We start from the raw sequence: 13446 nt of genomic DNA on the forward strand, positions 1-13446 counted from the left end.
CGTCGCCGCCATGCCGGCACGACGGGCCGGTCTGACGGACAATGCGGGGGTGGCGGACCGGCTGGAGGAGTACCGGCGCAGGCGGGACGCGGCGCGCACCCCGGAGCCGGTCCCCGAGCGGACCCCGCGCCGCCGACGGCCGGCCCGGGCGGCGCCCCGCTTCGTCATCCAGCAGCACCACGCCCGGAGCCTGCACTGGGACCTGCGGCTGGAGCACGACGGCGTGCTGGCCTCCTGGGCGGTGCCGCGCGGCCTGCCCCGCGACCCGGGCCGCAACCACCTCGCCGTGCACACCGAGGACCACCCGATGGAGTACCTGACGTTCTCCGGCGAGATCCCGGCCGGGGAGTACGGCGGCGGGCGGATGACCGTGCACGACACCGGCACCTACCGCGCGGAGAAGTGGCGCGACGACGAGGTGATCGTCGTGCTCGACGGCGAGCGCACCAAGGGGCGGTACGTCCTGTTCGCCACCGGCGGCCGGGGCCGGGACTGGATGGTCCGCCGCACCGACCCGGCGCCGGCGGGCTGGACGCCGATGCCCGAACTGGTCCGCCCGATGCGCGCCGCCGAGGGGAAGCGGCTGCCGCGCGACGCCGACGCCTGGGGGTACGAGCTGCGCTGGCCGGGCGTGCGGGCCATGGCGTACGTCTCGGGCGGCCGGCTGCGGCTGCTCGACGGCGAGGACGCGGACGTGACCGGGGCGTACCCGTGGGCGCGGGCGATGGCCGAGGAGCTGGCCCCGACCGAGGTGGTGCTGGACGGCGTGCTGGCGCGGATCGACCCGGCCGGCCGGCTCCACCCGCCCACCCGGCGCGACGGCCAGTTCCTCGCCCTCGACCTGCTCTGGCTGGAGGGCGTGAGCAGCCTCGACGTGCCGTACGCGCAACGCCGTGACCTGCTCGACGGTCTGGCGCTCGCCGGGCCGCACTGGCAGACTCCGCCCTGGTTCCCGGGAGTCGGCGCGGACGCCCTACGGGCCGCCCGTGAGCAGGGGCTCCCGGGAGTGGTGGCGAAACGCCTCGACTCCCCGTACGAGCCGGGCCGGCGCAGCCGGCACTGGCTGAGCATCGACGCGAGCTGAGGACCACCGTGCACCTGACGCACCTGGAGTGCCCGCGCTGCGGCCTGGAGCATCCGGCCGACAAGCCGCAGAACCTGTGCGGGTGCGGCTCGCCGCTGCTGGCCCGCTACGACCTGGCCACGGTGGCCGCCACGGTGACCCCGGAGCAGTTCGGGCTGCGCCCGGCCGACCTGTGGCGCTACCGGGAGCTGCTGCCGGTGGCCGACCCGAGGTTCGTCACCACGCTGGGCGAGGGCTGGACGCCGATGTGGCGCGCGCCGGCGTACGGCCACGAGATCGGCATCGCGGACCTGATCGTCAAGGACGAGGGGCTGACCCCGACCGGGTCGTTCAAGGCCCGGGGCGCCGCCGTCGGCGTGAGCCGGGCCCGGGAACTGGGCGTCGAGCGGATCGCCATGCCGACCAACGGCAACGCCGGGGCGGCCTGGGCGACGTACGCGGCCCGGGCCGGGATGGGCGCGACGATCGCCATGCCGCTGGCCGCGCCGACCATCTGCCGCCAGGAGTGCCTCGCCGCCGGCGCGGACCTGCGGCTGGTCGACGGCCTGATCAACGACGCCGGTCGGGAGATCGCCGAGCTGGTCGCCGGGTCGGACGGGCGGATCTTCGACGCCGGCACGCTGCGCGAGCCGTACCGCCTGGAAGGCAAGAAGACGATGGGGTACGAGATCGTCGAGCAGCTCGGCTGGCAGGTGCCCGATGTCATCGTCTACCCGACCGGGGGCGGCGTCGGGTTGATCGGCATCCACAAGGCGCTGCACGAGATGCGTGAGCTGGGGTGGGTGGAGGACCGGCTGCCCCGTCTGGTGGCCGTGCAGTCCACCGGCTGCGCGCCGATCGTGCGCGCGTTCGCGGCCGGCGAGGCGCGGGCCATCCCGTGGGCGGACGCGCACACCGTGGCGTTCGGCATCACCGTGCCGGCCCCGCTCGGCGACGAGCTGATCCTGACCGCGCTGCGGGACAGCGCCGGCACCGCGATCGCGGTGGACGACGCGGAGATCCTCACCGACCTGCGCGACTTCGCCGCCCGCGAGGGGCTGCTGCTGTGCCCGGAGGGCGCGGCCTGCCTGACCGCCGCCCGGCACCTGCGGGCCGGCGGCTGGATCCGGCCGGACGAGCGGGTGGTGGTGCTGAACACCGGCGCCGGCATCAAGTACCCGGGCCTGGTGTAAGGAGGGCCCCCTCCTAACGTCTCCGGTAGAGGCGGGGCCCCCGCTTAACACCTGCCCCACGGGGCGTCAGGACGTCGGCGGCTCGTCCTCGCCGGCCTCCTCGGCCGCGTCCGCCTCTTCCTTGGTCTTGTGCACCGCGCCGTCGGCGTGCTCCGGCGGGCCGTAGACGGTGTAGAGCACCAGCGGGTTCGGCCCGGTGTTGACGAAGTTGTGCTTCGTGCCGGCGGGCACGACCACCAGGTCGCCGGAGACGACCTCCTTCTTCTCGCCCGCCACCCGCGCCTCGCCGGTGCCGCTGACGAACGTGAGGATCTGGTCGATGCCGTCGTGGACCTCCTCGCCGATCTCACCGCCCGGCGGGATGGTCATGATGACCAGCTGGGTGTGCTCCCCGGTCCAGAGCACGCGGCGGAAGTCGGGACTCTTCTCGGCGACGGTCGCGATCGTGAAATGCTCCATGGCCCGCTCATACCCCGTTCGCGCGCCGGCCACGCCGGGACTCGCAGATGGTGGAATTCCCCACCCCGGTCAGGTTTGGATCCTCTCCGGACGGGCATCTGCTGCCGACAAGACCGGTGCGGGCTGGGCCGGTCGAGCCAGGTCCCCGCTGACGTACCGCCGTACGGCTGCGGCGGTGGGAGACGGCCAGAGCGCGGCGACGTTACGACCCCGGTCGTGCGGCGCCGTGCGCTCGTCTGTGGGCCCGCACGCACCCGAGCAGCACCAGCGCCGCCGCCGCGTATCCGAACAGGTCGGCCCAGATGCCACCGCCGACCCGGGCCTGGTATTCCAGCGGGCTGTAGAAGGTCAACCCGCCGGCCGCCGGGGCCGGCAGCGCCGGCAGCGCCGCCGTCACGCCGAGCGCGGCCACCGCGGCCAGACCCAGGCCCGCCGCCACGACGACCGCCGCCGACCGGTGCAGCGCGACCACCGCCAACCCCACCAGCACCAGGTACGGCGGCAGCACGACGTCCAGCCCCGGGGCCGTCAGGTACGGCGGCGTCACGGCGTCCCGGACCACGACGAGCGCGACGGTCGACCCGAGCAGCGCCACTGTCACCAGCGTGCGGCGCCGGTCGGGTCCGGTCGGCGGCAGCGCGGCGACGGTCACCGCGAGCGCCACGCCGACCAGCGCCCAGAGCAGCCAGGTGCGGGGCGCGACGGGCTCGGGGCGCAGCGCCGTCCATCCGAAGCTCGGTCGCTCCCCCACCGGCAGGCTCAGCGCGGCCAGCGCGAACCCGGCGACCGCGAGTCCGCAGCGGGTCCACCGCGACAGCGCCGGAGCGGTCAGGGCGACGGCGGCCACCGCGCACCAGGCGAGGGGTCGGGCGGCGGGCAGCAGCGGCTCGGCCGACCAGTTCCCGGCCAGATGCGCGAGCGCCAGCAGGACGGCGGTCGCGGCGAGCAGGCGGTACGGACGCACCGCGCGATGCTGCCACACCGGGCGGCCCGCCGTCGCCCGTCAGGCGAGCACGGCCAGGTGGAACGGACGGTCCGCGTGCCCGCTGGGGGCGTGCGTCTCGACGAAGACCGCGTTGGCGATGCCGGTACGGGGCGCCACGGTGATGACGCCCTGCGGGGCGAGCCCGCCGCCGGTGGCCGGGCCGACGGTTCCGACGTACGCGGCCCCGGCCACGTCCTGGTCGAACGCGACCTGGTACATCCCGGCGGCGAGTCGGGTGGCCGAGGTGGCGCCGAGACCGCGGACCAGGGTGCCGTTCGCGTCGACCACCGCGAACAGCACCCGGGCGGTGGCCGGCAGCCCGGCCGGCGAGCACGAGTTGATCTCGGTGTCGACGCGCGCGACCTCCTGCACGCTCGGGGTGGGCTGGCCGGTCGTTCCCCTCCTCGATCTGGGGCTGGGCATGGTGTTCCTCTCTCCCACCGGTACGCCGGCGGGAGGCGTTCGTGGTGCTTGCGGACGATCAGCGGCGATCGCCCTCTTCCTCCGAAGCTATGTCGATCCGTCGCCCGTCAACCAGCGACAGGGCTGTCCGATCACTGACAGTCAACGCCTCTGAGCTGGGAAAACGTCAGTCGTCGAGATCCCGGACCGGGACCCCGTCGCGGCAGCGCAGTCGAAGTTCGTGCTCGTCGGAGACGCCGACGAAGCGGATCTCGACGTGGTCGTCCGGACCTCTGTCGTCGTCCTTCGTCCGGTATCCCGGCGCCGGCGACCACGTCACCACGCGCACCCCGGCCGGCCCGCACTCGGCCTCCACACTGCCGCCGGCGGTCACGAAGCCACGCCGGGACCCGGCCGGGGTGGACGGCCCGGCCGTCGTCGGCACCGGGGGCGCGCCCTCCGACCTCGGGGGAGCCGCCCCGGGCTCGGCGAGCGCGCGGGCGACGTCCTGCTCGGTGCGTACCCCGCCGGCCGTGCCGGTGATGCCCGCGCCCACCAGGTCGACGGCGGCCAGCCCGACGAGCGTGGCGGCGGCGGTGGTGGCCAACCAGCCGGCGACGGCGAGCCACGAGCGGCGATCCATGCCCCGAGTGTCCCCCGCGACCGGGTTGGGCGGGTCGTGGGGCGACGCTAAGGTCCGGTTAAGGGGCGCGGTCCCCGGCCCGTCCGGGGGCTAACCTGCCTTCGTGGCGCGCCTGCTGCTCGTCGAGGACGACCTGACCATCCGCACCCCGCTGCTGCGCGCCCTGCGCGAGTTCGGGCACGCGGTCGCGGCCGCGTCGACCGCCCTGGACGGGCTGCGCGACGCCCTGGACGACCGGCCCGACCTGATCGTGCTCGACCTGGGACTGCCCGATCTGGACGGTGCCGAGATGCTGCGCATGCTGCGCGCGGTCAGCGCGGTGCCGGTCGTGGTGGCGACCGCCCGCGACGACGAGGCCGGCATCGTCCGCCTGCTCGACGCGGGCGCGGACGACTACCTGGTGAAGCCGTTCACCGCCGCGCAGCTCGACGCACGGATACGCGCGGTGCTGCGGCGTTCGGCCGTCGGGGACGCGGCGGAGGCAGCACTGGTGGTCGGCGGGCTGCGGATCGACCCGCGGGGCCGTCGGGTCACGCTGGACGGCGCGCCGGTCGAGCTGACGCCGCGCGAGTTCGACCTGCTGCACCACCTCGCCGGCCGGCCGGGACAGGTGGTCACCAAGCGGGAGCTGCTGACCGAGGTCTGGCGGATCCCGTACGGCGGGGCGGACAAGACGGTCGACGTGCACCTGTCCTGGCTGCGCCGCAAGCTGGGCGAGAGCGCCCAGCGGCCGCGCTACCTGCACACCGTACGCGGGGTCGGGGTGCGGCTCGACGTGCCGGGATCCGACCGGTGAGGGGCCGGCTGACGCTGCTGGTCGCGGCGGTCGGCGTGCTCGTCATGATCGCGTTCCTGGTGCCGCTGGCCGTCCTGGTGCGCACCGTCGCCGCGGACCGGGCGACCACCCGCGCGGCCGCGGACGTCCAGCGCCTGGTTCCCCTGGTCGGCACTGCCGATCCGGCCACGATCCGGTCCACCGTGGACCAGTTGGGCGCCGACACCGGCCGCGACGTGAGCGTCTTCCTGGCCGACGGCACCGTGCTCGGCACGCCGGCCCCCCGCACCCCGACGGTCGAGCTGGCCGCCCGGGGCGAGAGCCTGACCGTCGAGTCCGCCGCCGGGCGGGAGGTGGTCGTCGCGGTCCAGGGCCGCCCGGAGGGGACCGGGGTGATCCGCACACTGGTGCCCCGGGGCGAGCTGACCGCCGGGGTCACCCGCGCCTGGCTGGTGCTGGCGCTGCTCGGCGCGCTCCTGGTGCTGGTCGGCCTCGTCGTCGCGGACCGGCTGGCCGGCACCCTGGTGCGGCCGATCTCCGCGCTGTCGGCCGTGTCCCACCGGCTCGCCAACGCCGAACTCGACGCCCGCGTGGAGCCGGCCGGCCCGCCCGAGCTGCGGGAGGTCGCGGGCGCGCTGAACCACCTCGCCGGACGGATCCAGGTCCTGCTGCGCGAGGAACGCGAGCAGGTGGCCGACCTGTCGCACCGGCTGCGTACCCCGCTGACCGCCCTGCGGCTGGAGGCCGAGACGCTGCGGGATCCGGACGACGCGGCCCGGCTGACCGCCGCCGTGGACGGCCTGGAACGGGCCGTGACCGTGGTGATCCGGCAGGCCCGATGGCGCAGCACGGCGTCCGCCGGCGGCAGCTGTGACGCGGCGGTCGTGGTCGGCGAGCGGGTGACGTTCTGGTCGGTGCTCGCGGAGGACACCGGTCGGGCGCTGACGGTCGACCTCGCGCCCGGCCCGGTGCCGGTCCGGATCGGCGGGGACGAACTGGCCGCCGCGGTGGACGCGTTGCTGGGCAACGTCTTCGCCCACACCCCGGACGGCACCCCGTTCGAGGTACGGCTCGCGGCGCGGGCGGACGAGGTGACGCTCACCGTGACCGACGCCGGCCCGGGCCTGCCCCCGGGCTCGCTGCGCAGGGGCGCCAGCGGGGCCGGGTCGACCGGTCTCGGGCTGGACATCGCCGAGCGGGCCGCCCGGGCCGGCGGCGGCCGCCTGGAGCTGTCGGCCGGACCCGACGGGGGCGCCCGGCTGGCGCTCACGCTCGGCGTCGTGGCACCGCGCTGACACCGCCTATTCCGGCTCCCACTCGTCGAGCAGGTCGAAGAGGCCGCGGTCGCCCTCGAGGTCGAGCGAGTCCATCGGAATCCGGCCGTAGAAGGCCAGGACCAGTTCGCCGGCCGTACCCCGGGCGGAGACGTCGGCCGCGCCCGCGTCGGTGGGGCCGGGCAGGCGGTCGGCGCGTACGCCGTCCGCGGAGAGCCGCTGGCGCCAGGAGCGGCCCTCGGTGGCGTGGTAGTCGACCGCGGCGGGCCCGTGCGGCCAGCCGGCCGTCGTCGTGCAGCAGGTGGACAGGAACTCCTCGACGCCGTCGAGCGCCACGTCGTCCGGCAGCGGCCGGGGCGCGCCCACGGTGAGTTGGGCGTCGTAGGTGTGCACGGCGATCTCCTGGAGCTGGTGCCGGGCGACGGCGCCACAGGTCTGCGGTGACTGCGACGTGGCCCACCACGTCCAGCAGCCCCGGTCCGGGCCGGCGTCCCGCAACGCGTCCACGAGGTGCCGCGTCGAGTCCGCCAGCCAGGCCAGGAGGGCCTCGCGCTCCCGGGGCGCGGCCGGTCCCTCCGGGATGATCCGGCCCGGGGCGTCCGGTCCCGCGGCGACGGTCGCGGCCCAGGAGCGACGCCCCTCCCCCAGGTGCCGCGCCAGGTCGAACAGCGTCCACTCCGGACAGGTCGGAACCGGCAGGTCGAGGTCGGGCGCGGCGGCCACCGCGGCGCGGAAGGCCGCCGACCGTTCGTCGATCAGCCGCAGCAGCGCGGGGAACTCCAGGGTCTCGTGCACCCGCCCATTCATCCCCCTGACCGGTCACCGGGCAACCGCTTTTCCCCCGGCCGGCCCGGTCTTCCCGCCTTAACCCGGCCTTGTCCCTCGGCTAGCGCGACGGCGACCGTGCGGGGCGCAGTCTCGACGCCAGGAATCGAGGAGAGGTGGCGACATGCGACGAACTTCCCTGGTGTTGGCGGCGGCCGGTGGCGTGGCGGTGCTGGCGGTGGCCGGCGCGGCGCTCGGCGTGACCGCCGCCGATCGGTCGGACGGGCCGACCGCGCCGGCGGCCGTGACGGTCGAGGACAACCCGGCCCGGCAGGGGGCCGACGACACGACCGGGCCGGGCGCGTCCGGCGAGGACAACCCGGAGCGGCAGGGGGTGGACGACGACGCCACCGCCGGCCCGGGCGCCGTCGGCGAGGACGCCCCGGCCCGACGGGGCGCCGACGACACCGCCGGGGGCGGCGAGGACGACCCGGCCCGACGCGGGGTGGACGACGACGCGACCCGTGCGGCGACCGGCGGCACGGTGAGCCGGCAGCGCGCGGCCGAGGTGGCGCTGGCCCGGACCGGGGGCGGCCGGGTCACCGAGGTCGAGGCGGAGACCGAGCACGGCCGTCCGGCGTGGAGCGTCAAGGTGGACCGGGACGGCTGGCGGCACGAGGTGAAGGTCGACCGGGGCACCGGCACCGTGCTGGAGGTCGAGCGGGAGCGGGCCGGCGCCGACGACCGGGGCCGGGACGACAACGGCGGCCGGGACGACGACGGCGGCCGGGACGACGACGGCGGCCGGGACGACGACGGCGGCCGGGACGACGACGGCGGCCGGGACGACAGCCGCGGGACGCACGACCGGCACGACGACCACGGCGACGACGACTGACCGGCGACCGGTTGTCGGGGCCGGAACGCGGCGGGGTCCGCGTCCGGCCCCGACGACGTTCCTGCGGCGGGAGGCCGCCGACCGGCAGCGGGGCCAGATTCTGGTGACGGAGAGCAATCGCCCCGCTACATTGAATTATGGTGCCCGCACCCGGAGCTCGACGGCCGGACCCGGTCTACCGCCCGGTGCTGGCCGGCCGGCGGGGTGAACTGGAAGCCCTGGCCCACCTCGACGACGCCGCTGCGGCGCTGCTCGCCCCGGTCGTCGACGTCCCGCCCGACGATCCGTCCACACCGGATGCTCTCGGTCGACTTCCCGCCGGTCTGCTGCCGGCCGTCGACGTGTCGGCGCTGCCGGACGCCCCGGAACACGATCCGGTGCGCTGGGGCGTACCGCTGGTGCCGGTGATCGGCCTCGCGGAGAGTGACCGACGGCTCGCCGCCCACGGCGTCGCGGCCCGGGCCTGGGCGCGGCGGGCCGTGATCCGGCTGCGGACCGGCCCGGACCGGGCCGGTCCGGACGCCACCACCGCCGCGGTGGAGCGGGTGTGGCGGTCGACCGGGCTGATGCCGGAGCAGTGCGACCTGCTGCTGGACGCGGGGGACGTGTGCTGCCCCGCCGACTTCCGGCTGGCCGAGCCGCGGGTGCGCCGCGCGGCCGAGTGGGCGCGGCGGCACGCCTGGCGCTCGGTGACCGTGGCGGCGGGCGGGATGCCACCGGCGCTGTCCCGGCTCCCCACCGACGAGCCGGTGCGGCTGGAGCGCTACGACTGGCTGCTCTGGCAGCGCCTGGCCGACCTCCGCCTGGGCTACGGCGACTACGGCGTGGGCTGCGCGGCGCGCGGGGCGGACGCCCCCGGCGACCGGTTCCCGACGGTGCGGTGGACGGCGGAGGACGCGTGGTGGGTCTACCGCTGGTCCCGGCGGGGCGGGCGGGGCGACGAACGCTTCGCCGACCTGTGCCGGACGCTGGTGGCCGCCCCGCACTGGCCGGCGGCCGGGGCCGGCTTCTCCTGGGGCGACCACGAGATCCTGCGCCGGGCCCGGCGCGGCGCGGGCGCGGGCTCGGCGGCCAACTGGATCGCCTGGAGCACGTCGCACCACCTGGCGCACGTGCTGGCCGCGCTCGCCGGTCCGGACCGGGAGCGGCGCGAGGGGTCGCCGTGGGCCGGCCGGGACGCCCCGGAGCGGGGACGCGCCGGCCGGCAGCGCGGCGGGGAGGCCCGCCGCGCCGGTTGAGTCACTCCTGCTCGGTGAAACCGAACTGGACGACGCCCTCCTCGTCGACGACCGCGTCGACCGAGGTGTCGTTGAGCAGTTCGGCGGCATCGGAGTCGAGGAAGATCCGGGCCCCCTGGGTGTCCACCACCTGGTCGCCCTGCACGGGCTCGGGCACCAGCTCGATGGAGAGCGCGCCGGCTTCGGTGTCGGCGGCGATCCGCAGCCCGCCCGCGTCGGCGACGTCCTGCTGGGCGGCGAGGTCTCGGATCACCAGGACGGCGTTGTCGGTCATGGTCAGCATGGCGGAACTCCTCATGGCTGGGTTTCGGGATTCGCGGGCGACACGGCCCACGCGGTCGGCTCGCGACCCGGAAGTGGGCGAACCACCGTTCGCCGCACGGAAGCGGGGCGGTACACGGCCCCTCCCCACCCACGGTGCCCCCTGGACGGGGATCCGTCAAATGGAGTCGGCGGATCGGCCGCGGTCGGCGTGAACAGGGGTTTTCCCCTCCGGCGGGTCGGTGGATCCATAAGCTCGGGGCATGGACGACCCGCGCAGGTACGTCGCCGAGTTCCTCGGCTCGCTGCTGCTGATCTTCTTCGGCGTGGGCAGTGCCGTCTTCGCCCGGGTCCAGGGCGGCGTGGTGGTGGTCGCCCTGGCCTTCGGTTTCACCATGCTGGCGCTGGTGTACACGATGGGGCCGCTCTCCGGCAGCCACATCAATCCGGCGGTCACGTTGGGCGTGCTGCTCTCCGGGAAGATCTCCCCGTTGGGCGCGGTGGCGTACTGGATCGCCCAGTTCGCCGGCGCCACCGTCGCCGCGTTCGTGATCTGGGCACTCACCCGCTGGGGTGACGTGGTCGACCAGACCGGCGCGCTCGGCACCAACGGGTACGGCGCGCACATCAACCTGGGCGGCGCCGCCGTGCTGGAGACGGTGCTGACGTTCCTCTTCGTCCTGGTGGTGCTGGTGGTGACCGGCCGCGGCGAGCACGCCGCGTTCGCCGGGGTCCCGATCGGTCTCGCGCTGGCCGCCGCGCACCTGGTCGGCCTCACCCTCGACGGCACCTCGGTCAACCCGGCCCGGTCCTTCGGTCCGGCCCTGTTCCAGGGCGGCACCGCGCTGCGCCAACTCTGGGTGTTCATCGTCTTCCCGCTGCTGGGCGGCGCGCTCGCCGCCCTGGTCGCGCCGCTGATCCTGCGCCGGGGGGCGGACGGTCCGGGACCGGCGGAGCGGGTGGCCACCCCGCGCCCCTGAGGCAGCGCCGGCGGTTGGCAATAACCTTTCGCCGCGGAGTCTTTCCCGCAGGAAAACTCCATGGCAGCATCGACACATGCATCGCCGTCTCTTCACCCGGGCGCTCGCGGTGTCGGTGCTGGTCGCCACCGCGGCCGCCGCCGGCCCCACCACCGCCACGGCCGAAGCGCCCACCCCCGCGCAGACCCGGCTGCACGCGACCATCGACGCGATCCTCGCCGACAGTCGACTCGACGGCGCCCAGGCCGGCGTGGTCGTGGTCGACGCCGCCACCGGCCGCACCCTCTACGACCGCAACGGGCAGCGGCGGCTCGTCCCCGCCTCGAACACGAAGCTGCTCACCTCGACCGCCGCGATGGAGCTGCTCGGCCCCGGGCACCGCTTCACCACCGACGTGAGCACCGACGGACCGCGTCGCGCCGGGCTGCTCTCCGGCGACCTCTACCTGCGTGGCGGGGGCGACCCGACGATGCTGGCGGCGGACTACGACCAGCTCGCCGAGCAGGTCGCCGCGGCGGGCGTCCGGGTGGTGACCGGCGACCTGGTCGCCGACGACACCCGCTACGACCGCAGCCGGCTCGGCCCGGACTGGACCTGGGACGACGAGCCCTACTACTACGCGGCGCAGGTGTCCGCGCTGACCGTCGCCCCGGACACCGACTACGACGCCGGCACGGTGATCGTCCACGCCGAGCCCGGGCCGCGGGCCGGCTCCCGGCCGAAGATCTCGATGACCCCGGACAACGGCTGGCTGCGCGTCGACAACCGGGCCCAGACCGTCGCCGGGGGCGAGACGACCATCTCCATCGAGCGCGAGCACGGCGGCAACACCGTGGTGGTGACCGGGCAGATCGGGGTCGGTCAGGCCACCGAGAGCGACTGGGTGACGGTCTGGGAGCCGACCGGCTACGCCGCCGACGTCTTCCGGTCCGCGCTGCGCCGGCACGGCGTACGGGTGCTCGGCCGGACCGTGCTCGGCGCGGCCACCCCGGACACCGCCCGGCCGCTGGCCCGGCACGACTCGATGCCGCTGGCCGACCTCATGGTGCCGTTCCTCAAGCTCTCCAACAACGGCCACGCCGAGGTCCTCACCAAGGAGCTGGGCCGGGTCCTCTCCGGCTCGGGCACCTGGACCGCCGGCCTGTCCGCCATCGGCGAGTACGCCGGGGACGCCGGGGTGGACACCGGGACGCTGCGGCAGCGCGACGGCTCCGGGCTGTCCCGGCGCAACCTCGTCCCGCCGGCCCAGTTCGTCACGCTGCTGTCGGCGGTCCGCGCCGAGCCCTGGTTCGACACCTGGTACGCCGCCCTGCCGGTCGCCGGCAACCCGGACCGGTTCGTCGGCGGCACACTGCGCAGCCGGATGGTCGGTACCGCCGCCGCGGACAACGTGCACGCCAAGACCGGCAGCCTGACCGGCGCGTCCGGCCTCTCCGGCTACGTCACCGACGCCGACGGCCGGCTGCTGGCCTTCTCGATCGTGCTCAACAACTACCTGACCTCGTCGGTCAAGGGTCTGGAGGACCAGATCGCGATCGCGCTGGCCACCTACACCGAGAAGGGGGCGACCACGGCCCGGATGACGGTGCCGACCGCGCCGGACTCACCCCGGGTGCCGGAGGGGCGGGAGTGTTCCTGGGTCAAGCCGGCCCTCTGCTGACCGGCGGCCCGGGCGCTCAGGCCCCCGGCCGGTAGGGGCGCGGGTCGGCGGTGGGGTCGCCTCGCTCGACCAGCGCGTCGATCTCGGCCGGCGGCAGGCCGCGCAGGGCGAGCACCCGACGGCCCCAGCTGTGCAGGCGGCACGGGTGCGGGCTGGCGTCGTTGCGGCAGATCGTCCCGCCCGACCAGGACCGGGGCGCGTGCACCACCACCGCCCGCACCGCGAACTGGACGTCCTCGACCGTCACGTACGGCGGCAGCGGGATTTCCCGCAGCACGCCGCCGTCGGGGGACGGGCGGGCGGGGGCCACGGGCGCGGGGCGGCTCATCGGTCGTTCCTCCACTGAGGATGGTCGGGCGGGACGTCGAAAACGTACGACGCCCCGCTCCCGACGCGACGGACAAACTGTCCCGGCGGGTCAGCCGCGGGCGGCCCGCATGCGGGCGGCGGTGCGGGCCGCGTCGTAGTCCGGGCCGACCCCGTCGATGATGATCGTCTCCCCCTCGATGTTCCGGGTCCGCAGCGGCAGGATCTCCTGGTACGCCGGGGACGCGTACCAGGCGCGGGCCCGCTCGACGTCCGGGAACTCGACGATCACCACGGTGCCCGGCCACGTCCCCTCCAGGACCTCGGGCTCGGCGCCGTGCACCCGGAACCGCCCGCCGAACGGCGCGAAGGTGGACTGCACCTTCTCGATGTATTCCAGGATCTCCTCGTTGAGCTGCGCGGGACGCAGGCTGGCGAGCGCGAACGCAGGCATGGTTCCTCCCCGGTGACGGCGCCGGTCTCGCGACGCGGCAGGTGCCACCGATTCTGCGCGGGCGTCCGCGCCCGGTCGATTACCCGGCGG

16 protein-coding genes are annotated in these 13446 nt (G+C 75.5%); 8 read left to right on the forward strand and 8 right to left on the reverse strand.

What is annotated here, in order from left to right; translation table 11 throughout:
- Positions 1-49: 49 nt before the first annotated feature.
- Together COO58_RS01135 and COO58_RS01140 are read left to right on the forward strand one after the other, a co-directional pair.
- Positions 50-1084 carry a DNA polymerase ligase N-terminal domain-containing protein gene (locus COO58_RS01135; protein WP_091581056.1) on the forward strand — a complete coding sequence of 345 codons (1035 nt, stop codon included), beginning with the start codon at positions 50-52 and terminating at the stop codon, positions 1082-1084.
- A gap of 8 nt (positions 1085-1092) precedes the next feature.
- The gene (locus tag COO58_RS01140; protein ID WP_091581059.1) at positions 1093-2256 is read left to right on the forward strand and encodes a threonine synthase; all 1164 of its coding nucleotides are present in this window, start codon (positions 1093-1095) and stop codon (positions 2254-2256) included.
- Positions 2257-2322: 66 nt separating this feature from the next.
- Here COO58_RS01140 and COO58_RS01145 read toward each other — a convergent pair whose 3' ends face one another.
- From COO58_RS01145 to COO58_RS01160, 4 genes are all read right to left on the reverse strand, one after another.
- The gene (locus COO58_RS01145; protein WP_091581063.1) at positions 2323-2715 is read right to left on the reverse strand and encodes a cupin domain-containing protein; all 393 of its coding nucleotides are present in this window, start codon (positions 2713-2715) and stop codon (positions 2323-2325) included.
- A 202-nt stretch (positions 2716-2917) separates the two neighbouring features.
- Complete coding sequence (locus COO58_RS01150; RefSeq protein WP_141561838.1) at positions 2918-3679, reverse strand: hypothetical protein; 762 nt, start codon at positions 3677-3679, stop codon at positions 2918-2920.
- Positions 3680-3718: 39 nt separating this feature from the next.
- Entirely contained in the window at positions 3719-4123 is a 405-nt protein-coding gene (locus tag COO58_RS01155; protein ID WP_091581071.1) for a hypothetical protein, read from the reverse strand.
- Between the two features lie 166 nt (positions 4124-4289).
- Positions 4290-4745, reverse strand: a complete 456-nt coding sequence (locus COO58_RS01160) for a septum formation initiator (RefSeq protein ID WP_091581076.1) — start codon at positions 4743-4745, stop codon at positions 4290-4292.
- A 103-nt stretch (positions 4746-4848) separates the two neighbouring features.
- On the opposite strand from COO58_RS01160, the gene COO58_RS01165 reads away from it, so the two are divergent.
- Positions 4849-5541: a response regulator transcription factor gene (locus tag COO58_RS01165; protein WP_091581080.1), complete on the forward strand. Its 693-nt coding sequence runs from the start codon at positions 4849-4851 to the stop codon at positions 5539-5541.
- Positions 5538-6815 (forward strand): HAMP domain-containing sensor histidine kinase, encoded by a 1278-nt coding sequence (locus COO58_RS01170; protein WP_091581084.1) that lies wholly within the window; start codon positions 5538-5540, stop codon positions 6813-6815. Before COO58_RS01165 ends, COO58_RS01170 begins: the two co-directional genes overlap by 4 nt.
- Positions 6816-6821: 6 nt before the next feature.
- Here the strand turns inward: COO58_RS01170 and COO58_RS01175 are convergent, their stop codons facing one another.
- Positions 6822-7589, reverse strand: a complete 768-nt coding sequence (locus COO58_RS01175; RefSeq protein ID WP_098743481.1) for a maleylpyruvate isomerase family mycothiol-dependent enzyme — start codon at positions 7587-7589, stop codon at positions 6822-6824.
- A 154-nt stretch (positions 7590-7743) separates the two neighbouring features.
- Here COO58_RS01175 and COO58_RS01180 point away from each other — a divergent pair, with 154 nt between their 5' ends.
- Both COO58_RS01180 and COO58_RS01185 read left to right on the forward strand, forming a co-directional pair.
- Positions 7744-8457 carry a PepSY domain-containing protein gene (locus COO58_RS01180; RefSeq protein ID WP_098743482.1) on the forward strand — a complete coding sequence of 238 codons (714 nt, stop codon included), beginning with the start codon at positions 7744-7746 and terminating at the stop codon, positions 8455-8457.
- 137 nt (positions 8458-8594) lie between these two features.
- Positions 8595-9695, forward strand: coding sequence for a hypothetical protein (locus tag COO58_RS01185; protein WP_176558714.1), 1101 nt, complete (start codon positions 8595-8597; stop codon positions 9693-9695).
- Between the two features lies 1 nt (position 9696).
- On the opposite strand, the gene COO58_RS01190 is transcribed toward COO58_RS01185, so the two are convergent.
- On the reverse strand, positions 9697-9978 hold the full coding sequence (locus COO58_RS01190; protein ID WP_091581101.1) for an iron-sulfur cluster biosynthesis family protein: 282 nt from the start codon (positions 9976-9978) through the stop codon (positions 9697-9699).
- Positions 9979-10219: 241 nt separating this feature from the next.
- Here COO58_RS01190 and COO58_RS01195 point away from each other — a divergent pair, with 241 nt between their 5' ends.
- Complete coding sequence (locus COO58_RS01195; protein ID WP_091581106.1) at positions 10220-10936, forward strand: MIP/aquaporin family protein; 717 nt, start codon at positions 10220-10222, stop codon at positions 10934-10936.
- A 76-nt stretch (positions 10937-11012) separates the two neighbouring features.
- Positions 11013-12596 (forward strand): D-alanyl-D-alanine carboxypeptidase/D-alanyl-D-alanine-endopeptidase, encoded by a 1584-nt coding sequence (gene dacB / locus COO58_RS01200; protein ID WP_098743485.1) that lies wholly within the window; start codon positions 11013-11015, stop codon positions 12594-12596.
- Positions 12597-12612: 16 nt separating this feature from the next.
- Here dacB and COO58_RS01205 read toward each other — a convergent pair whose 3' ends face one another.
- Together COO58_RS01205 and COO58_RS01210 are read right to left on the reverse strand one after the other, a co-directional pair.
- Positions 12613-12924, reverse strand: coding sequence for a hypothetical protein (locus COO58_RS01205; protein WP_091581115.1), 312 nt, complete (start codon positions 12922-12924; stop codon positions 12613-12615).
- 90 nt (positions 12925-13014) lie between these two features.
- Entirely contained in the window at positions 13015-13356 is a 342-nt protein-coding gene (locus tag COO58_RS01210; RefSeq protein ID WP_091581117.1) for a DUF1330 domain-containing protein, read from the reverse strand.
- Between the last annotated feature and the right edge of the window lie 90 nt (positions 13357-13446).

It is taken from the genome of Micromonospora sp. WMMA1996, from assembly GCF_002573675.1.
GTDB classification, from domain to species: Bacteria; Actinomycetota; Actinomycetes; order Mycobacteriales; family Micromonosporaceae; genus Micromonospora; species Micromonospora sediminicola.